Annotated in this window: 13 protein-coding genes; 12 read left to right on the forward strand and 1 reads right to left on the reverse strand. The window is 64.7% G+C overall.

Annotated elements, in window-relative coordinates:
- Window positions 1-286 precede the first annotated feature (286 nt).
- Together ACYX4P_RS08935 and ACYX4P_RS08940 are read left to right on the forward strand one after the other, a co-directional pair.
- Window positions 287-3,148, forward strand: coding sequence for a TonB-dependent receptor (locus ACYX4P_RS08935; RefSeq protein ID WP_248121104.1), 2,862 nt, complete (start codon window positions 287-289; stop codon window positions 3,146-3,148).
- An 86-nt stretch (window positions 3,149-3,234) separates the two neighbouring features.
- The gene (locus tag ACYX4P_RS08940; protein WP_248121102.1) at window positions 3,235-3,924 is read left to right on the forward strand and encodes a LamG domain-containing protein; all 690 of its coding nucleotides are present in this window, start codon (window positions 3,235-3,237) and stop codon (window positions 3,922-3,924) included.
- A gap of 14 nt (window positions 3,925-3,938) precedes the next feature.
- Here ACYX4P_RS08940 and ACYX4P_RS08945 read toward each other — a convergent pair whose 3' ends face one another.
- Window positions 3,939-6,203 (reverse strand): glycoside hydrolase family 88 protein, encoded by a 2,265-nt coding sequence (locus ACYX4P_RS08945; RefSeq protein WP_248121100.1) that lies wholly within the window; start codon window positions 6,201-6,203, stop codon window positions 3,939-3,941.
- Window positions 6,204-6,372: 169 nt separating this feature from the next.
- Here ACYX4P_RS08945 and ACYX4P_RS08950 point away from each other — a divergent pair, with 169 nt between their 5' ends.
- The 10 genes from ACYX4P_RS08950 (at window position 6,373) to kdpC (ending at window position 19,216) form a co-directional block, all read left to right on the forward strand.
- Window positions 6,373-7,776 carry a glycoside hydrolase family 28 protein gene (locus tag ACYX4P_RS08950; RefSeq protein ID WP_248121098.1) on the forward strand — a complete coding sequence of 468 codons (1,404 nt, stop codon included), beginning with the start codon at window positions 6,373-6,375 and terminating at the stop codon, window positions 7,774-7,776.
- Between the two features lie 29 nt (window positions 7,777-7,805).
- Window positions 7,806-9,107 carry a pectate lyase gene (gene pelA, locus ACYX4P_RS08955; protein WP_476069306.1) on the forward strand — a complete coding sequence of 434 codons (1,302 nt, stop codon included), beginning with the start codon at window positions 7,806-7,808 and terminating at the stop codon, window positions 9,105-9,107.
- Between the two features lie 222 nt (window positions 9,108-9,329).
- Window positions 9,330-9,890 (forward strand): RNA polymerase sigma factor, encoded by a 561-nt coding sequence (locus tag ACYX4P_RS08960; RefSeq protein WP_248121094.1) that lies wholly within the window; start codon window positions 9,330-9,332, stop codon window positions 9,888-9,890.
- A complete protein-coding gene (locus tag ACYX4P_RS08965; protein ID WP_248121092.1) occupies window positions 9,890-10,885 on the forward strand; it encodes a FecR family protein in 996 nt (331 codons plus the stop codon). Before ACYX4P_RS08960 ends, ACYX4P_RS08965 begins: the two co-directional genes overlap by 1 nt.
- A 92-nt stretch (window positions 10,886-10,977) precedes the next feature.
- Window positions 10,978-13,482 (forward strand): TonB-dependent receptor, encoded by a 2,505-nt coding sequence (locus ACYX4P_RS08970; RefSeq protein ID WP_248121090.1) that lies wholly within the window; start codon window positions 10,978-10,980, stop codon window positions 13,480-13,482.
- 472 nt (window positions 13,483-13,954) lie between these two features.
- Window positions 13,955-14,044, forward strand: coding sequence for a potassium-transporting ATPase subunit F (locus ACYX4P_RS08975; protein ID WP_196066341.1), 90 nt, complete (start codon window positions 13,955-13,957; stop codon window positions 14,042-14,044).
- 18 nt (window positions 14,045-14,062) lie between these two features.
- Window positions 14,063-15,772, forward strand: a complete 1,710-nt coding sequence (gene kdpA, locus ACYX4P_RS08980; protein ID WP_248121088.1) for a potassium-transporting ATPase subunit KdpA — start codon at window positions 14,063-14,065, stop codon at window positions 15,770-15,772.
- An 18-nt stretch (window positions 15,773-15,790) separates the two neighbouring features.
- On the forward strand, window positions 15,791-17,857 hold the full coding sequence (gene kdpB, locus ACYX4P_RS08985; protein ID WP_248121087.1) for a potassium-transporting ATPase subunit KdpB: 2,067 nt from the start codon (window positions 15,791-15,793) through the stop codon (window positions 17,855-17,857).
- Between the two features lie 23 nt (window positions 17,858-17,880).
- Window positions 17,881-18,627 (forward strand): TorF family putative porin, encoded by a 747-nt coding sequence (locus tag ACYX4P_RS08990; protein WP_248121085.1) that lies wholly within the window; start codon window positions 17,881-17,883, stop codon window positions 18,625-18,627.
- A 10-nt stretch (window positions 18,628-18,637) separates the two neighbouring features.
- Complete coding sequence (kdpC, locus tag ACYX4P_RS08995; RefSeq protein WP_248121084.1) at window positions 18,638-19,216, forward strand: K(+)-transporting ATPase subunit C; 579 nt, start codon at window positions 18,638-18,640, stop codon at window positions 19,214-19,216.
- Window positions 19,217-19,270 lie beyond the last annotated feature (54 nt).

Consider the following 19,270-nt stretch of genomic DNA (forward strand, 5'->3'; position numbering starts at 1 on the left):
GAAGGAGATGGTGATGTGAACTCGACACTGACAGACATCTTCGTCTCCATTGCTGGGGCTGGTCGCCAAGGTTTGTGTCCGGCAGCCGACTTGGGACAGATTACAAATGGGCCATCGGCGCAGCCACGTTCTTGCCACACGCCCCCATCTGTGGCTAAACATTTATGACACCGGTAGCAGAGACTTGGCCAACAAGTCGTGACACCGGTGTCGCCCGCCAGCAGCGGGTGGCGTGAACGTGGACGTTTCGTTCCTAGCGACGCCAGATTTGGGAGGAGACACGAGAATGACCCAACGCCATAAATTCGCGCGAAACGCACTGGTCGCCACGGTTTCGCTGGGTGCGATCGCTCTGGCCATGATGGCCCACGATGCCGCCGCCCAGACCGCTGACGCTGCTGCGCCGCAGCAGGACGGCGCCGCCGAAGTCGATGATATCGTCGTCACGGGGTTCCGCGCCAGCCTGCAGAACTCGTTGAACATCAAGCGTCGCGAAGCGGGCGTCGTGGACGCCATTTCGGCCGAAGACATCGCCGATTTCCCCGACACCAATCTGGCCGAATCCATCCAGCGTATTCCGGGCGTGTCCATTGATCGCGACGCCGGCGAGGGGCGGTCCATCACCGTGCGCGGCCTGAGTTCCGAGTTCACCCGCACCCGCATCAACGGCATCGAGGCGCAAGCCTCGACCGGCGCGACCGACTCCTCAGGCGGGGTGAACCGCGGACGGGGCTTTGACTTCAACGTCTTCGCCTCCGAACTTTTCAACAATATCACCGTGCGAAAGACCGCCTCGGCCGAAACCGAGGAAGGCTCGCTGGGCGCCACGGTCGATCTGAGGACCAGCCGACCGTTCGACAAGATGGGTTTCCAAGGGGCGATTTCGGGTCAGTACGGCTACAACGACCTGTCGCAGGACTGGAGCCCGCGTTTCGCCGGCTTGGTGTCGAACACCTGGGCGGACGACCAGATCGGCGCCCTGTTCTCCATCGCCTACAGCGAGCGTGACAGCCTGGAAGAAGGCTTCAGTTCGGTGCGTTGGGGACCGGCCAGCACAGACGGCGGGTTCCAGAATGGCGGCGTGCTGCCGAATGCGGCGCGCACCTACCATCCCCGTATTCCACGCTATGGCAGCCTGGAACATAGCCAGGAACGTTTAGGGGCCACCCTGTCCCTGCAGGCCCGCCCCGGGAATGGTCCGACCCTGTTCACCTTGGACATGCTGTATTCGAAGCTCGATTCGACCCGCAGCGAGAACTTCCTGCAGGCGTGGTCGCTTAGCCGCGGCGCCGATCAGGGCGGAAAGCCTCAGGTCGATATCATGAGCTTCGAGATCGACCCTTCCACGGGTGAGATGATCTACGCTCAGCTCGACGACATGGATATCCGCAGCGAGCAGCGGTTCGATGAGTTGCAGACCGAATTCAAGCAGATGACCTTTGGGGTCGAGCATGAGTTCTCCGACCGTCTTCGCTTCAACGGCCTGATCGGTCGCGCGGAATCAAGCTTCGCCAACCCCGTGCAGGTCAGCGCGATCATCGACCGTCAGAACGTGGACGGCTATTCCTACGACTTCCGTCAGAACCGGAACCTGCCTGCGATCAACTGGGGCTTCAACGTTGCGGACCCGACCCAGTGGAGCGTGGTCGGCCCGACTGGGGCTCAACCGCGTTCGGAGCTGCGCATCAGCTCTAACTTTCAGGAGAATGTGTATACGACCGGGGAAGCCGGTTTGGAGTTCGACCTCAGCAGTTGGCTGACCTTGAAAGCCGGCATCAGCCGCAAAGAGTATGAATCCAGCAGTCGGGCCTTCGCCCGCCCCGCCAACGCCAATGGTTCGCCAGCGCTTCCGGCAGGCACGACCATGGCGTCCGTCACCAACCTGCTGGAAGGATTCGGTCGCAATCTCGACCTGCCTTCTGGCTCGGCGACGACCTGGGTTCGCCCTGACCTGGCTGCGCTTCAGTCGGTCTGGAACTACAAGTGCAACTGCGACACGGGTGTAGCGGGAGGCGATTTCCGGCTCATCGGCCTGAACGGCAACCCATCGACCTACGGCAACTGGCGAGAGGTGACCGAAACCGACACTGGGGCCTATGTTCAGGCCGATTGGGATACCGAAGTCATGGGCGTCCCGTTCCGAGGAAACGTGGGCGTCCGGCAGGTGAAGACCGAGGTCGACGCTTTGGGCTATTCAAACGTTGGCGGCGTTGCAACGCCGGTGAGGGGAGAGAACGAATACAACGACACCCTGCCGTCCTTGAACATGTCGATCGAGCCGATGAAGGATCTTATCGTTCGGTTCGGGGCGGCGAAAGTGATGGCGCGCCCGCCCGTCACCAGCCTTGTGCCGGTGTTCACGCTGAGCGCGGCAGGCGCGGCGACCAACACGGCCTCGCTGGGCAACGTAGACTTGGCCCCCTATCGGGCGACGACGTACGATCTGTCGGTCGAGTACTACTTCGCGCCCGAGGCCCTGCTGTCCTTCGCCTACTTCTACAAGGACATCTCGACCTATGTGCAGACGACGACAGAACCTCTGTCGTACAGTCAACTGACGGCGCTGAACCCTGTGGCCTTCCCGGCTGGCGGTCGACCTGCGGGTGACGTGTACCAGTTCAGCACCCCCACGAATACGCCCGGGGGTCCGTTGAAAGGGTTCGAGATCAGCTATCAGCAAACCTTCTCGTTCCTGCCAAGCCTTCTGTCGAACATCGGCACGCAGCTGAACTACACCCATGTCGAGTCCGAAATTCAATACTGTGTAACTGCCACTTGTGCGGCCTTCGTCACCGCCGATCTGGTGAATCTGTCGCCGAACGCCTGGAATGCGACGCTTTACTATGACGACGGCAAGTTCAACGCGCGGGTGTCGGCGGCCTATCGCGACACCTACTTCCAGAGCGTGCCCGGCGCGAACGGGGCCACGGGTCTGATCCCGTATCAAGGCAAGACCGAAACGACGACCATCGACGCCTCGGCGTCCTACAACCTCACGGACAAGCTGAGCATTTCCGTGGAGGGTCTGAACCTGACGGACGAGGCCAACCGCCAGAACCACGGCGACATCGGCGGGTCGCGCGACAGCACCTATGTCTACCATCACACTGGGCGTCAGGTTTATGTCGGCGCGCGTTATCGCTTCTGATCGCCTGATGACGAGATAGGCTTTGGAAAGGCGGCGCCGGATGTCAGGCGCCGTCTTTTCCTTATCTGCCAAGGGCTGATCCAACCATGATCACACGGCGTCTTCTGACCGCTGGATTGGGAATGACTGCAACCGGGTGCGCCGCGTTGGCTGCGCGTCCTGCGGGCGAACCACCTGTGCGTTGGCTCTTCGACAATCTTGATGAAATCGGCGGAAACCCCGTCCACCTGGAAGGCGCGCCGACTTTGGTGATGTCGCCCTGGGGCAAGGCGGTTCAGTTCAATGGACGCGACGACGGCGTGTTTTTGGACATTCACCCGTTGGCGGGGGCGACGACGTTCACCTTTGAGGCGTTATTTCGTCCCGATGGGGGCGCCTTCGAGCAGCGGTGGTTCCACCTGCAGGAGATCGGGTCAGAGGGGCTGGCGACGGATACCCGGATGCTCTTTGAAATCCGGACGCGCGACGGGGAGTGGTGGCTCGACGCCTTCGCCAAAGGCCAGGGTTACAACCACACGCTGATCGACCCGGAAAAGCGTTTTCCAGTCAACCGCTGGTTCCATGTCGCCCAGACCTTTGACGGCCGCATGTACCGCAGCTTTGTCGATGGCGTCGTTCAGGCCGAGGCGCCTCTAACCTATCGACCGCAAGGGACTGGTCGATGCTCCATCGGGTGCCGGTACAATCGTGTCAGCCCATTCAAGGGCGCGGTACGGGCCGCGGCCTTCTCGCGACTGGCGCTTGCGCCCGACAAGTTTGTCCTGGGCCAGACCTGACCCAGGCCTGGCGGTCAATCGACCTCCTGTGGGATCGGCCGGAATTCGAAGCTCTGGCCTGCCACGAAGTCTTCCCACGACTGACGACTGGAGAAGTCCAGCCCGCGGTCCCACGCTGAGCCCATATAATAAGTGAACGGCTGGCCGGGCGTGACACGTATAAGGATCAGATAGTTGTCGGCGTCTTCGGCAAAACCCTCGATGGTTGCGGGGTCGACCGAAAGGGCGATGCCCAGCGAGCCATGCTCGGGATTGTCGGGCTCCCAGAACATCAACCGACCGTGGTCGGCATCCCGGGTGACGAAGCCCCGCCCATTGTCGTTGCTGCGCTTGGAGATGCCAATTCCGACGATCAGAGGGGTGTCGGAATTGGAGCTCAATGTCGATGTCATACGGGTGAAGTTCGATCCGAGCGGCAGGCTGAACGTGCGAACTTCCGAAACCGTGCGGACCACGTCGACCGGCCAAGGACGGTAGGTCACGCTGAAGCGAGCCTCGTCACCGCCGGTTTTCTGGATGTCGTAGGTCGAGAAGTTCCGGCTGGTCCACAGCTTGTTGTCATACCAGACGCCAAGACCTCCCGCGCCGCGCCCGCGGCCGACATCGTAGTAGTCCAGACCTTCCCCGCGATCGACGTGGTAGTTCGGGAACTTCAACTGACGATCCATGAATGGATAGCGGACACGCTTCGCCCACACATCGACGCCTGAGCCTGACGGCGCCTCGCGCACCTCAAGCGCAGGACCGTAGATTCGGTGGGCCACGCGGTCATTTTCCCACAACAAATCGTCCAGACGATCCGGCGCGAAGCGCGCAACGGCGCGCGGTCGCCGCTGATCTTCGGGCGGCGGAGCCAAGGGCGCGATCGTGGAAGGTCGGTTCAGATCGGCCGGATCATAGGAAAGCGCGGAGGTGGCGCGCATCTCGGCATCGCGACGCCGGATCTCTTCGGGGCCGACGACCGTGACGGGGGCTGGGGGCACAGGGGTGGTGGCCGCGATGACCTCAGCGGCGTCTCGCGCGGGTTCGGCTAAGGGCAGAGACCGGATAGGATCGTTCAGCGCTGCGACTTCCAAGCCTGCCAGAATATAGGTTCCTGAAACGTAGAGGCCGACGTCTTGGGGGGCGGTCGATACGGGCTGATCGCCAGTCTTTTGCGCTGCGCCGACCAAGCCGTTGGGTAGAATATGGCGGTTCAGCGCCGCCCAGCCCTTCAAGACATGCGGCAGGTAGATGTCGCGATCCAGAAGTCCGTGATTGACGCCCCAAGCCAAGGCATAGACGTAGAAGACAGAACCCGAGGTTTCAGCCTCGGGGTAGGCTGAGGGGTTCAAAAGGCTTGCGCGCCACAGGCCGTCCTCCTGCTGGAGGCCCGCGATCCGGCCGGCCATCTTTTCGAAGAGATCGATATAAAAGCCGCGGCTGGCGAAGTCGGCAGGCAGGGCTTCCAACCATCGCGCCAAACCGCCCATCACCCAGCCGTTGGCGCGAGACCAATATATTCGGTCTCCATTGGCTTGGCGGTGTCCGTCGTCCTTGAACCGCTCGTCGCGCAGAAACAGTTTTTCATCCTCGACCCACAGTCGTGCCGCGGTGCGTTTCCATTCCTTGTCTGCGGCGTTCAGATATTTGGGGTCGCCGGTGAGCGCCGTCATCCGGGCGAAGACCGGCGGCGCCATGTACAAAGCGTCCGCCCACCACCAGACGAGAGCCGGCGTGTCGTCGGCCCTGGCCAGATAAGGGACCTGCCAGTCGAGCCGCTGACGTAGCGGCATCAGCACGCCTTCCTGTCCGCGACGAGCGTAGAGTTCCTCATAGAGATCGCCTATCGCGATATCGTCCGCATTCAGCATCGTCTTGCCCGAGCGCGCGCCGCGAAGGCTGTAGTTGTAGTGATCGGCCACGGCGCTCAGAAATCGCAGCGTCCGTCTGTCGTCCGAAATACGCGCAAGCCGCGAAGCGCCGACGTAAAAGGTCGCTGCGACCCAGTTCGAGGACATCTGCGTCAGATTGCTGCCCGTCGATAAGGCGAGGGGTTCGGAGGCCATGGCGGCGATTTGGGACGAGGCGACGTATTCGACTGCGGCCATGGTGCTCTGGCGCGACGGCACGGCGGCGATGTCCGTATAGAGCGCGGGGCGGTCGCGCGCCGTCAGCCATTCGCCCTCGACGCCTGGCGGAAGGGCGCCCACCGTCTGCGCCAGCACTGGGCCGGGCAGCGGCGCGGCGCTGAATAGAGCGGCGAGCAAGCCCACGCAGGGTCGGGTCGGCAGAACCATTCTTTTCCTCCGGCGACGCTGTAGGCGGCGCATTCCGGTCCGGACGACCTCAAAAGGCGAGCCGAACAGTAACCGGTGTCAATTTCTTTGTCAGTGGCTGTCTGTATCGCTTGCCAGCCTTATATCGTCCACTATTGTGAGACGAAAGAACAGAATGTGAGAAATCGAGATGGTAGCCGATCGCCGCACGCTGCTCCAGTTGGGCCTCGCCAGTGCGATTGCACAGGCGGCGCCGACGCCGACGTCTGCACAAGAGAGCCGTGGCCGCACCTTCGATACGTCTGACTACGGCGCGGTCGGAGACGGCGTGACGATAAATACTCGTCAAATCCAAGCCGCCATTGATGCCGCCGCAGGACAGGGCGGCGGCGTCGTTGTCCTGAAGCCCGGTCTATATCTGTCTGGCTCGCTGTTCGTGAAGTCGGGAGTGACCCTGGTGATCGACCGAGGCGCAACGCTGCGCGGTGTTCAGGATCTTGCCGCATATCCTCTGGTCCGCACCCGTGTAGCGGGTATCGAAATGCATTGGCCTGCCGGGTTGCTGAACATCTATCGGCAGGCAAACGCCAAGATCACGGGCGAGGGACTGGTCGATGGCGACGGCAAGGTGTTCTGGGATAGCTATTGGGCGATGCGCCGGCATTACGATCCTCGCGGTCTGCGATGGGCGGCCGACTATGATTGCCGTCGTCCGCGCCTGATCCATGTCTATGACTCTCAGCAGGTCGAGGTTTCGGGGCTGAATCTGGCGCGCTCGGGCTTCTGGACCGTCCACATCTGCTATTCGCGCGACATAACGGTCGCCGATTTGATCATTCGTAACAATGTCGGCGGCCGGGGTCCGTCGACCGACGGCATAGATATAGATTCGTCCGAGCGGGTCGTGGTCGAGCGCTGCGACCTCTCTGTCAACGATGACGCCATCTGCATCAAGGCCGGCCGCGATTGGGATGGGCTGCGTGTGGCGCGTCCATGCCGACAGGTGACGATCCGCGACTGTATCGTCCGCGACGCCCACGCAGGGATGACGTTCGGGTCGGAAACCTCGGGCGGTTTCGACGATATCGAGGTCTCGGGGCTCAGGATTGAATATCCGGTGCCGCTGGGGATCTTCTTCAAGTCGGGGCATACGCGCGGCGGCGTGATTTCCAACATCCGCCTGCGCGACATCCATTTGCAGGATGTGCGCACCCTGATGCAGGTCAATCTGAACTGGTATCCGAGTTACAGCTACGCCCAGATACCGGTCGGCATGGCCGACGTGCCGGACTATTGGCGTGCGCTCGCCACGCCGGTTCCGCGCGAGCAGGGTGTTCCCCGCATTCACGATGTCCGCCTTTCGAACATTAAGGCGGTCGGCGGCAAGGTCGGCTTCGCCGCCGCCGCCTATCCCGAGGCTCCGCTGAAGGACTTCACCTTCGACGGGCTGGACTGGGATGTGCAGGACGCGGGCGCCATCGCCAATGCCGAGAATTGGCGATTCCGCGACTGCAACATCGACACCTTGGACGGCCGAGGCCCGGGGGTGACAGAGTCGTCCGGCGTCATTGGCCTGCGATCTAGCCAAACATGAAAACCAAAAAAGTTGTGGGAGTCAGACCAATGAAAATCGTTTCCGCCTGTTCGATCTTGGCCCTTGGCGCCGTAGCGCTTGTGTATGGTGTTTCCGGCGGCGCCCAGGCTGAAGTCTTGCGGCTGAACACGCCAGCGGTCGGCCTGACGAGCGACAGGGTCGGGGCCTTCCCCGACGCGGAACGCGGCCCGTGGGCCGAGTATCTTGCACGGTCTCAGGCCCAGCACCTGGCCGACCGCGCCGCGCTCGCGGCCGAGCTTCCTGCCGGCGCGACCCCGCCGCCGCCGCCCCAGGCCGTCGGACCCAGCCATTACAATATGCCGCTAGATCGGCCCGTCGCCTGGTATGGCACGGCAGAAGCGCGGGCGATCGCCGATGCGATCGTCAGTTTCCAGACGCCCGCCGGCGGATGGAGCAAAAACCAGGATCGCAGCATCGCGCGGCTGCCGGGTCAGCGTTTTTCAAACGATGCGGAAACCATGGAGCAGAACCCGGCGAACTTTGATGCGCCGGGCGATCGGTTCTGGACCTTCGTGGGCACTTTGGACAATGAGGCGACGTGGTCGGAAATGCGGTTCCTGGCGAAGGTCGCCGCCCATGCGCCGGGACGCGAAGGCGATGGCTGGCGCGCGAGCGTCATCAAAGGCGTGCGCTACCTGTTGAGCGCTCAATATCCCAATGGCGGTTGGCCTCAAATCTGGCCGCTCGAGGGCGGCTTCCACGACTCAATCACCTTCAATGATAATGCAGTGGCCAACGCAGCCATGCTGCTGCGGGATGTCGCCCATGGCGCCGAAGGATTCGACTTCGTGCCGGTGGAGTTGGAGGCCCAGGCGGCCCAGGCGACTAAGAAGGCGATCGATGTGATCCTCGCTGCGCAAGTGCGTCAGGGCGATCGGCTATTGGGCTGGCCTCAGCAAGTCGAGCCGATGCGGCTAGTGCCCACAAGCGCGCGAAATTACGAACCACGATCAATCGCAAGCGGCGAAACCACGGACATTCTTATTTTCCTGATGGGCGAGCAGAACCCGTCGTCGGCGATCAAGGCGGCCGTGCGCGGCGGTGTCGAGTGGCTGGAGTCGGTGCGTGTCTACGACAAGTCGTTCGAAATGACGGATGACGGGCGAAAGCTGATCGACAAGCCAGGGGCGGGCCGCATCTGGTCGCGGAACTATGATCTGGTGACCGGGCGTCCAATCTTCGGCGACAAGGACCAGACGATCCACGACGATGTCAATGAAATCTCGATCGGGCGCCGCAATGGCTACTCGTGGTGGATTTCATCGCCTCAGAAGGCCTTAGATATCTATAAGAATTGGGCGGCGCTGTGAGCATGACGTCAAGCGATCCGTCTCCAGAGGCGCCGAGGAAAAGTCCGCTGGTTCGATATTCGGATATCGAAACATGGCCGTATCTGGAGTGATACATTCAGGGAGCCGCAAAGCGGCGGTCGTCCGGGCCGCCTTCGCCGTCAGACCGCTGAATGACAATCCGATATCGAACTGTCGCGCAATCGACATGCGGCGGTGAAGCTTGAGCGTCATTGGGCGCTCATGGATCGACGGTTGGACATGTGCTGCGAGACGGCGGAACTGGCGGGGCGGCCGTCGCCCGACGCGGCCTTCGTCGATCTGACGCGGCGGCTGCGGCGGCCGCTGATGCAGTTCTTCCTGCGCCGGGTCGGCTCGCCGATGGATGCCGAGGAGATGGTGCAGGATCTGTTCGTGCGCTTGCTGCGACGCGGCGACCTGTTCAGCCTGGACAATGTCGATGGCTATGTCTTCGAGGCCGCCGCCAATATCGCGCGCGACCGGGGGCGTTACGATCAGGCGCGGGGCAGGGGACGTCATGTCGACATCGACGACCTGTCGCCTGAAAGCGAGGAGCCAGGCGCCGAGCAGATTTTGGACGGGAAGCAGCGATTGAAGCGGATGCTGGCGGCGCTGGACGCCCTGCCGCCGAGGGCGAGGACGGTTGTGATCCTGAGGCGTTTCGAGAACCTGACCTATCCCCAGATCGCGCGCCGAATGGGGATTTCGGTCAGTGCGGTCGAGAAGCACATGGTGCGCGCAATGGCGGCGCTGAGGCTGGATCTGATAGAGGCGGACCACTGATGGCACCGCCCATTCCACGCACGGCTAACGACGACCACGCCGATCCAGCCGCCCTCTGGTTTGCGCGGATGAACGGCGGGACCACGCCCAGCCCTCAGGACGAGGCGGGTTTCCGCCAGTGGCTGGATGCGGATGCATCGCACATCGCCGCCTACCGCGCCTGCCAGCAGGCCTGGCGGATGCTGGAGATGGACGCCGGCGAGCCGGAGGTTCTGGCTCTGCGCGCCGAAGCTCTGGGCAGGCCGCGACCGGGCGTCAATCGCCGCGCCATGTTCGGCTTGGCCGGTGGAGCGGTGGCGGCCTCTTGCGGCGGGCTGTGGATACTGGGCGCGGCGTCGCCGGCGCGGGCCCTGATCGCGACAAAGGCGGGACAGAGGTTGAACGCGACCCTGCCGGACGGTTCGGAGGTGACACTGGCGCCCCTGACGCGGCTGAGGCTGGATTTCGTTGGCGGGCGTCGTGCGGCGGTTCTGGAACAGGGGCAGATCTATCTGAACCTCGTGGCGGGCGACCGACCTTTCGTGTTGCGCGCGGGTGATCGGGTGCTGACGGCGGACAGCGGACGGTTCCAGTTGAGCCTGTCGAGCGATCGGCCCGAGGTGGTGGTGGAGCAGGGCGGTCTGACCATCGGCGCGCGTCGGGGCGACAAGACATCGGTCCATGTCGGCGCGGGTCAGAAGGGGGATGCGACGGCGACGGGCTTTCGCGTGATGGCCGCCGATGTGGAGGCCGAGACGGCCTGGCGGGATGGCCGTCTGGTGGTGCGTGACCGGCCGCTGAGCGAGGTCGTCGCCGCCTTCAACCGCTATTCCGCCGAGCGCCTGTCGATCGAGGATGTCGAGGCCGGCGCCAGGCACATCTCGGGTTCGTTCCGTTACGACGGGGCGCGCGAACTCGCCCTGGCGCTGGCGACGGGTTTCGACCTTTCGGTCAAGCGGAGCGCGGATGGCGTGTGGCGCATCCGATCCTCTGAAGGATCAGCAAAGCTTCGATGAAATTTGCAAGACAGGGTGTGGGGTCAGGGGGGCGCTTCCGTTCCTGAGAGCGAGCCGGCCGGGGGCCGGTTGCTAGATTTCAGGGGCTTCCAATGACCATTTCCTCGCCATTTTCGGGCGTTCTGAAACGCGGGCTGCTGGCCTGCAGCGCCTTGGCTGTTTTAGCCGTCGCATCTCCGGCCCTGGCCCAGACCTCGACGGCGCAGCCGATCGCCTTCGCCATCGAAAGCCAGTCGCTGGAGACCGCCCTGACCGGGTTCGCGCGGGCCGCCGACGTCCAGGTGGTCTTCACGCCCGAACTGGTGCGCGGCAGGCGCGGCGGGCGCGCCGTCGGCGTGATGGCGCCTGCGGAGGCCTTGCGCCAGATTCTGGCCGGTTCGGGCCTGGTCGCCGCGCAGGTCGGCGAGCGCACCTTTTCTGTTTCGCAAGCCGGTCACGCCTCCACGGACGCCGCCACCCTCGACGAGGTGATCGTCACCGCCCAGAAGCGCGCGCAGCGTATTCAGGATGTGCCCCTGGCCGTGACCGTGATCGACGGCGACGATGCGGCGCGGCGCGGCATCGACAGCGTCACCAGCCTGGTGGACGAGGTTCCGGGCGTTTCGGTCAACTACGCCTTCGGGGGCACGAACTACGGCCTGATCAGCATCCGGGGCATAGGCGGCGCCGACGACTACAAGCCCAACGGCAATCCCTCGGTCGCCCTGCACGTGGACGGGGTCTATCAGACGTCCAACGCCTATCTGGGCATGCCCTTGTTCGACTTGGACCGCGTCGAGATCCTGAAGGGGCCGCAGGGCACCCTATATGGCCGCAACACGACGGCCGGGGTGATCAACGCCATCACCAAGGGGCCGGGCGATACGATCGAGGGTTACGGTCGGCTGGAGGTCGGCTCCTATGACTACACCGCAATGGAGGCCGCTGTCGGCGGGCCTCTGAGCGACAAGCTCGGGGTGCGCGTCGCGGTGCTGGCCGAACAGGGCGGGGGCTTCATGACCGGCGCGGGCGCCGGCGATCTGGCCGGCTTTCGCCCCATCATCGGCGGCGTGACCCAGACCCAGATTCCGCCGATCGTCGATCCGGGCCGCCGCGAAGGGTTCGGCGACAAGGATCTGTTCGCCGGCCGCGCCACCGTGTCGATGGACTTCGCCCCGCAGACCAATCTGACGGTCAAGCTGTTCGGCAGCCGCGACCGCGGCGACACCCGCCAGTACGACCGGATTTCCGCCGCCCTGGACACGAACATCGCCAACGCGGGCGAGAACGATGATCCGTACGAATTCTACTCCTCCGAATATCCGACGCACAGCATCGACATCTATGGCGTTTCCGCCATGCTGACCCACGCCCTGGGCGAGAACCTGAACCTGGCCGTCATCGGCAACGTCCAAGGCTCGACCCGCGCCATCCAGGGCAACGGCGACGGCTCGCCCTATCCCGCGTCGCGTTTCGACGCCGATGAGAAGATGAGTCAGACCTCGCTGGAAATGCGCCTGAGCGACGACAGCGGCGGTCGCCTGGACTGGATCGTCGGCGCCTTTTACGTCTCGGACGACATCGACTTCGACACCCACTGGACCAGCTATACGGCCCGGACCAAGTACGACAATCTTCACAAGCAGACGCGCAACAGCTTCGCCCTTTTCGGCCAGGTCGATTATGAGCTGACCCAGAAGCTGAGCCTGTCGGGCGGCCTGCGCTACACCCGCGACGAGGCGACGTTCAGCGGGCGCAACGACGACCTGAACCCGTGGGGCATCTCGACCTTCACAACCACCTTCGCCACGACCAATCCGTTCATCTGGGATCGGGCGTTCGAGGATGACAATGTCTCCGGCCGCATCACGGCCAAATACGCCTTCAACCCAAGCCTGAACGTCTTTGTTTCAGCGGGCACGGGCTATCGCGGCGGCGGTTTCGACGGCACCTCCATCTTCACACAGGCCGAGACCCTGCCGTTCGATTCCGAGACGGTCACCGCCTATGAGACCGGCCTGCGCTGGACCACCCCGCGCCTGCGCCTGTCGCTGGACGCCTTCAGCTACAGGTTCAAGGAACTGCAGGCGACGACGCGCCTGGCCAATGACACCAACGGCCGAGCCAATGTGGGCGAGGCCGAGAGCAAGGGAATAGAGTTCGCGATCAACGCCGTTCTGTTCGAGACCTCGAACCAGACGCTGGATGTCGATCTGGCCGCCGCCTTCCTGGACACCGAAATCCTGTCGTTCAGCTCGGCTCGCGTCGCCGAGGTGCTGCAGACGGTCGGCGATCCGCTGCCGGGCGCGCCCGACGTGACGGCGACCCTGGCGCTGAAGCATGGGCTGGTTCTGGACAACGGCTGGCGGCTGGATTCGCGCCTGTCTGTTTCGCATCATGGCGAGGAGTCCAATCGCCTGAACGCGACGCCGGGCAATACGGCCAAGGCCTACACCCTGTTGAACGCCAGGGTCGAGTTGGAGACTGCGGCGAACTGGTCCGTCTATGCGTACGGCCGCAACATCACCGACGAGGTCTATTTCCCGGAGATGAACGGCGCGTCGCGTCTGGTCGGCGCGCCGGCGACCTACGGCGTGGGGCTGCGTTACCGCTTCTGACGCTGCAGTGCGCCGCCGCCCGGATCCCCTCGGGCGGCGGCGCGATAAGGGCTGATAGCGCTCCATCAGAATGCGGGTGGCTCCGTTGATCCAGCTGAAGCTGCGCTGAAGAGCCAGTCGCCGCCGCCGTGGCGCGGCTCTTCGACGTCGTATTTTCCCAGCCTCCTGCCGGTCTGGTCATAGACGGAGCACGGCGACCGGGACGCAGGGCGTCAGCGCGCCGTGCGGCGATCCCATTCGCCGAACCGCCTTCGGATTGCATAGAGGCCGTTGCAAGGCGGGGCTGAACCCCCGCTTTTATGTTTCCTTTACGCCGAGGCGGGGAATCCACATCGCCCCGTTACGGCCGCCCATGATCTCTTCACGCTTCATCTGAGCTTGAGGAGGCCGGCTTGGCCGATGTGATTTTTCTGGCGACAGGGGCAGGGGCGTTCGTCGTCTTTGCGGCCCTGGCCGTTGCGTTGAAACGGGTATGACGATGATCGCCATGCTCTGGGGGGCGGGGGCGGTGGTCGTCGCCGTCTATATGGTCGCGGCCCTGCTGCGGCCCGAGCGGTTCTGACGGACCGGGACGAAACTCATGAACATTCAAGGATGGGGCGAGATCGCCCTGACTCTCGGGCTGGCCGTTCTGCTCGGCTGGCCCATCGGCGTTTACATGTCGCGTGTCTGGAACGGCGAGCGGACCTGGCTGGACCCGGTGCTGAAGCCGGTGGAGGCCGTCTTCTATGGCGCGGCGGGCGTCGATCCGAAACGCAGCCAGGGCTGGTTGGGCTATGCCGGGGCGCTGCTGGCCTTCAACCTGGCGGGCTTTGTGCTGCTGTATGCGATCCTGCGGCTGCAGGGCGTGCTGCCGATGAACCCCCAGGGGTTCGCGGGCGTCTCGCCGCACCTGGCCTTCAACACCGCCGTCAGCTTCGTGACCAACACCAACTGGCAGAGCTATGGCGGGGAGGCGACGATGTCGACCTTTACGCAGATGGTTGGTCTGACGGTGCAGAACTTCGTCTCGGCCGCGACCGGGGCGACCATCGCCGCCGCCCTGGCGCGGGCCTTCGTGGCCCATCGCGGCGAGGGGGTCGGCAACTTCTGGGCCGATCTGACGCGGACCACTCTCTATGTCCTCTTGCCCGCCGCGCTGATCCTGGCGGTCGCCCTGGCGGGGCTGGGCGTGGTTCAGAGCCTGGCCGCCAGTGTCCACGTCGTCGGGGTCGAGGGCGGGTCGCAGACCCTGCCGCTGTTCCCGGCGGCCAGCCAGGTGGCGATCAAACAACTGGGCATTAACGGTGGCGGCGTCTTCAACACCAATGGCGCCCATCCGTTCGAGAACCCGAACGCCATGACCAATCTGCTGACCGCCGTGGCGATCAACGTCATGGGCTGGGCCGCCTTCTTCGCCTTTGGCCGCACGGCGCTGGCGGGACGCGACATAAGGGCGCTGGCGACAGCGGCGCTGATCCTGCTGAGCGTCTCCTCGGCCGCGATGTACGTCATCGAAACCCAGCCGCCGCCGTCCCTGGTCGCGGCCCACGTGGACGCCTCGGTGAACATGGAGGGCAAGGAGGTCCGCTTCGGCGCCCCCGCCTCGACCGTCTGGTCCGTCGTGACGACCGGCGCCTCCAACGGCTCGGTCAACGCCATGCACGCCAGCTTCATGCCCCTGGGCGGGGCGCTGCAGATGTTCCTGATGCAGTTGGGCGAGATCCTGCCCGGCGGCGTCGGTTCGGGCATCGCCATCATGGTGGTCATGGCCCTGCTGGCGGTCTTCGTCGCTGGTCTGATGGTCGGTCGCACGCCCGAATATCTGGGCAAGAAGATCGAGGCGCGCGAAATCCAGTTCGCCATGATCGCGGTGCTGATCCTGCCGCTGGCCATACTGGGCTTTACGGCGATCGCGGCCGTCTTCCCCACCGCCCTCGCCGGTCTGCTGAACAAGGGACCGCACGGCCTGTCGGAGATGCTTTACGCCTACACTTCGGCGGCGGCGAACAATGGGTCGGCCTTTGCGGGCCTGAGCGCCAATACGCCTTGGTGGAATACAACCCTGGGTCTGGCCATGCTGTTTGGGCGGTTCATTCCCGCCGTCGCGGTACTGGCCATCGCCGGCAGCCTGGTCGCCAAGCCGAAGCTGGCGTCCAGCGTCGGCGCCCTGCCCACCGACAACAGCCTGTTCATCGGTTTGCTGATTGGCGTGATCCTCATCCTGGGCGGACTGCAGTTCCTGCCCGCCCTCGCCCTGGGGCCGATCGTCGAGCACTTCCAGGTGCTGGCGGCGGTCGCCGGCGCCTGATCCCTCGGACATCCTGACATGACACAACTCACTCTCGATCCCCGCGAGGGCTGCCGTGCGTCGCCCCTCGCGGGCGGGCTCTCCGGGGCGATGATCGGTCGCGCCGTGGGCGAGGCGGTGGTCAAGCTGAACCCCGTCAAATTGATCAAGAACCCGGTCATCTTCACCACCTGGATCGTGGCGCTGCTGTCCACGATCTCGGCGGCGGCGGCCGTCGCGGGCGGACAGTCGGCCGGATTTGCGGTGCAATTGGCCCTGTGGCTGTGGGCCACGGTCCTGTTCGCCAATGTCGCCGAGAGCGTCGCCGAGGGGCGGGGCAAGGCGGCGGCCGATTCCTTGCGCGCCACCCGCGTCACGACCAAGGCCAAGCTGATCGTCGACCCCGCGACCGGCACGGTGGTCTCGACCAACGCCTCGGAACTCGAAGTCGGGTCGATCATCCTGGTCGAGGCCGGCGACGTGATCGCCTCTGACGGCGAAATCATCGAGGGCGTCGCCTCGGTCAACGAGGCCGCCATCACCGGCGAAAGCGCCCCGGTGATCCGCGAAAGCGGCGGCGACCGTTCGGCCGTGACCGGCGGCACCACCGTCGTCTCGGACTGGATCAAGGTGCGCATCACCGCCAAGCCCGGCTCGACCTTCCTGGACCGCATGATCGCCATGGTCGAGGGCGCGGATCGCCGGAAGACGCCGAACGAACTGGCCCTGGCCGTGCTGCTGGCCGGCCTGACGTTGATCTTCCTGATCGCGGTCGTGACCCTGGTTGGGCTGGGCGCGTACTCGGGCGTCGATCTGGACCCGATGGTCTTGGGCGCCCTGTTCATCACCCTCATCCCGACCACGATCGGAGGGCTGCTGTCCGCCGTCGGCATCGCCGGGATGGACCGGCTGTTGAAGGTGAACGTGCTGGCCACCTCGGGCCGTGCGGTGGAGGCGGCAGGCGATGTGGACACCCTGCTGCTCGACAAGACCGGCACAATCACCTTCGGCAACCGCATGGCGACCGAGGTCATCCCGGTTCCGGGCGTCCGTCCCGAAGCCGCCCTGGCCGCCGCCGTCATGGCGTCCCTGGCCGACGAGACGCCGGAAGGCCGCTCCATCGTCGAACTGGGCCGCAATGCGGGCGTCTCGGTCGATCAGCCGGCCGGCGCCGTCGCCATCCCCTTCACCGCCGTCACCCGTCAGTCGGGTCTGGATGTCGGCGAGGACAGTTGGAGGAAGGGGGCGGTCGACGCCGTGCTCAAGGATCTCGACCTGACCGACGGCGCGGCCCCGGCCGAGTTCCGTCAGGCGGTAGACCGGATCGCCCGTTCGGGCGGCACGCCTCTGGCCGTCACTCAGAACGGCATGCTGGTCGGCGTCATCCACCTGAAGGACGTGGTCAAGCCGGGGGTGAAGGCCCGTTTCGCCGACCTGCGCCGGATGGGGCTGCGCACCGTGATGATCACCGGCGACAATCCGGTCACGGCGGCGGCCATCGCCTCGGAGGCCGGAGTGGACGACTTCCTGGCGGAGGCCACGCCCGAGGACAAGATGCGGCTGATCAAGGCCGAACAGGCCAAGGGCCGTCTGGTCGCCATGTGCGGCGACGGCGCCAATGACGCCCCCGCCCTGGCTCAGGCCGATGTCGGCGTGGCCATGCAGACCGGGGCCCAGGCCGCGCGCGAGGCTGGCAATATGGTTGATCTCGACAGCGACCCGACCAAGGTCATCGAGATCGTCGAGGTCGGCAAGCAACTGCTGATCACGCGCGGCGCCCTGACCACCTTTTCGGTGGCCAATGACGTGGCCAAATATTTCGCCATCATCCCGGCGATGTTCGTGGTGGCCCTGCCGTCGCTGGGCGCGCTGAACATCATGCGGCTGCACAGCCCCGAAAGCGCCATCCTGTCGGCGGTCATCTTCAACGCCCTGGTCATCGTCGCCCTGATCCCTCTGGCTTTGAAGGGGGTCAGATACCGGGCCATCGGCGCCGGCGCCCTGTTGGGTCGCAACCTGCTGATCTACGGCCTGGGCGGACTGATCGCGCCCTTCGTCGGCATCAAGCTGATCGACCTTCTCATTTCCGCGCTTGGCCTGGCCTGATGCGTGTTTCCAAGGACATCTTCATGCGTAAACCCCTCTTCAGAGCCTCGGGCCGCAACGACGCCTGGTTCGCCGCCGCCTGCATCCTGGGCCTTTCAGGCCTTGGTCTGTGCAGCCAAGCCAGGGCGCAGGACGGCTCCGCTCCAACACTGTCGGCTTCTAAGGTCTCGGCCAATATCGCCCTGGCCTCCGACTATGTCTTTCGCGGCGTCAGCCAGACCCGGGAGAGACCCGCGATATCGGCGGGCGTCGATCTGACGAACAATGGATTCTACGCCGGCGCCTGGGCCTCCAATGTCGATTTCGGCGACAGCACGGACGCCGAGGTCGATCTCTACGCCGGCTATCGACCCGAAGTCGCCGGCTATGCGCTCGACTTCGGCCTGGTCGGCTATCTCTACCCCGGCCAGCCGGAGGGCGCGGACTATGACTACGTCGAACTGAAAGCCGCCGCATCGCGTGCCGTCGGTCCCGCAACCCTGGGCGCCGCCGTCTATTATTCGCCGGACTTCTTCGGCGCGGCCGAGGATCAGGCGACCTATGCCGAGATCAACGGCGCCGTCCGCCCCGCCGACAAGTGGACGATCTCTGGCGCGGTCGGGCGTCAGTGGGTGTCTTCGGACCTGGACTATACGACGTGGAACCTGGGCGCGGCCTATCAGCTGACCCCCAATCTGGCGCTGGACGTGCGCTATCACGACACCGACCAGCACGGCTTCGGCGACGGCTACGGCGCGCGCGCCGCAGCCACGCTGAAAGCCGCCTTCTGAGGCGACGATCATGGTCAATCAACTTCGTCCGGCCGTCGTCATGATAGGCCTGTTCACCCTGCTGCTGGGCCTGGCCTATCCGCTGGCCGTCACCGGGATCGCGCTGGCGGTCTTCCCCGATCAGGCCGAAGGCAGCCTTGTCCGAGACGCCGCAGGCCAGGTCGTGGGTTCCGCCCTGATCGGTCAGCCGTTTGCGGGCGCGACCTATCTGCACCCGCGGCCCTCGGCGGCGGGCAAGGGCTATGACGCCGCCGCCTCGTCCGGCTCGAACCTGGGGCCGTTGAACCCGGACCTGGCCGCCCGCGTCGCCGAAAGCGCCAGGGCTATCCGCGCCGAGGACGGTCCGGGGATCATCCCCGCCGATGCGGTGACGACCTCGGGTTCCGGTCTCGACCCCGACGTGTCTGCGGCCTACGCTCGGCTTCAGGCCGCGCGGATCGCCCGCGCCAGAGGCGTTCCCGTGCAGCAGGTCCAGAGCATCATCGAGGCGCACATCGAGGGGGCCTTCTTGGGCTTCATCGGCCAGCCGCATGTTAATGTCCTGATGACCAACCGCGCGCTGGACGCCCGCTTCGGCGCGGAGGGCTGATTGCCCCAAACGGCGCCGGCAACCTCCGCTAATTCAGCCGTTCCGCGCCGCAAG

It is taken from the genome of Brevundimonas sp. ABV4_179, from assembly GCF_056311945.1.

Bases quoted from the DNA above. Each gene is read 5' to 3' on its own strand.
- pelA (WP_476069306.1), top strand. From the start codon at position 7,806: ATGAAAATCGTTTCCGCCTGTTCGATCTTGGCCCTTGGCGCCGTAGCG.
- ACYX4P_RS08970 (WP_248121090.1), top strand. From the start codon at position 10,978: ATGACCATTTCCTCGCCATTTTCGGGCGTTCTGAAACGCGGGCTGCTG.
- ACYX4P_RS08945 (WP_248121100.1), bottom strand. From the start codon at position 6,203: ATGGTTCTGCCGACCCGACCCTGCGTGGGCTTGCTCGCCGCTCTATTC.
- kdpC (WP_248121084.1), top strand. From the start codon at position 18,638: ATGGTCAATCAACTTCGTCCGGCCGTCGTCATGATAGGCCTGTTCACC.
- ACYX4P_RS08960 (WP_248121094.1), top strand. From the start codon at position 9,330: ATGGATCGACGGTTGGACATGTGCTGCGAGACGGCGGAACTGGCGGGG.
- ACYX4P_RS08975 (WP_196066341.1), top strand. From the start codon at position 13,955: ATGACGATGATCGCCATGCTCTGGGGGGCGGGGGCGGTGGTCGTCGCC.
- ACYX4P_RS08935 (WP_248121104.1), top strand. From the start codon at position 287: ATGACCCAACGCCATAAATTCGCGCGAAACGCACTGGTCGCCACGGTT.
- ACYX4P_RS08965 (WP_248121092.1), top strand. From the start codon at position 9,890: ATGGCACCGCCCATTCCACGCACGGCTAACGACGACCACGCCGATCCA.
- kdpB (WP_248121087.1), top strand. From the start codon at position 15,791: ATGACACAACTCACTCTCGATCCCCGCGAGGGCTGCCGTGCGTCGCCC.
- ACYX4P_RS08950 (WP_248121098.1), top strand. From the start codon at position 6,373: ATGGTAGCCGATCGCCGCACGCTGCTCCAGTTGGGCCTCGCCAGTGCG.
- ACYX4P_RS08990 (WP_248121085.1), top strand. From the start codon at position 17,881: ATGCGTAAACCCCTCTTCAGAGCCTCGGGCCGCAACGACGCCTGGTTC.
- kdpA (WP_248121088.1), top strand. From the start codon at position 14,063: ATGAACATTCAAGGATGGGGCGAGATCGCCCTGACTCTCGGGCTGGCC.
- ACYX4P_RS08940 (WP_248121102.1), top strand. From the start codon at position 3,235: ATGATCACACGGCGTCTTCTGACCGCTGGATTGGGAATGACTGCAACC.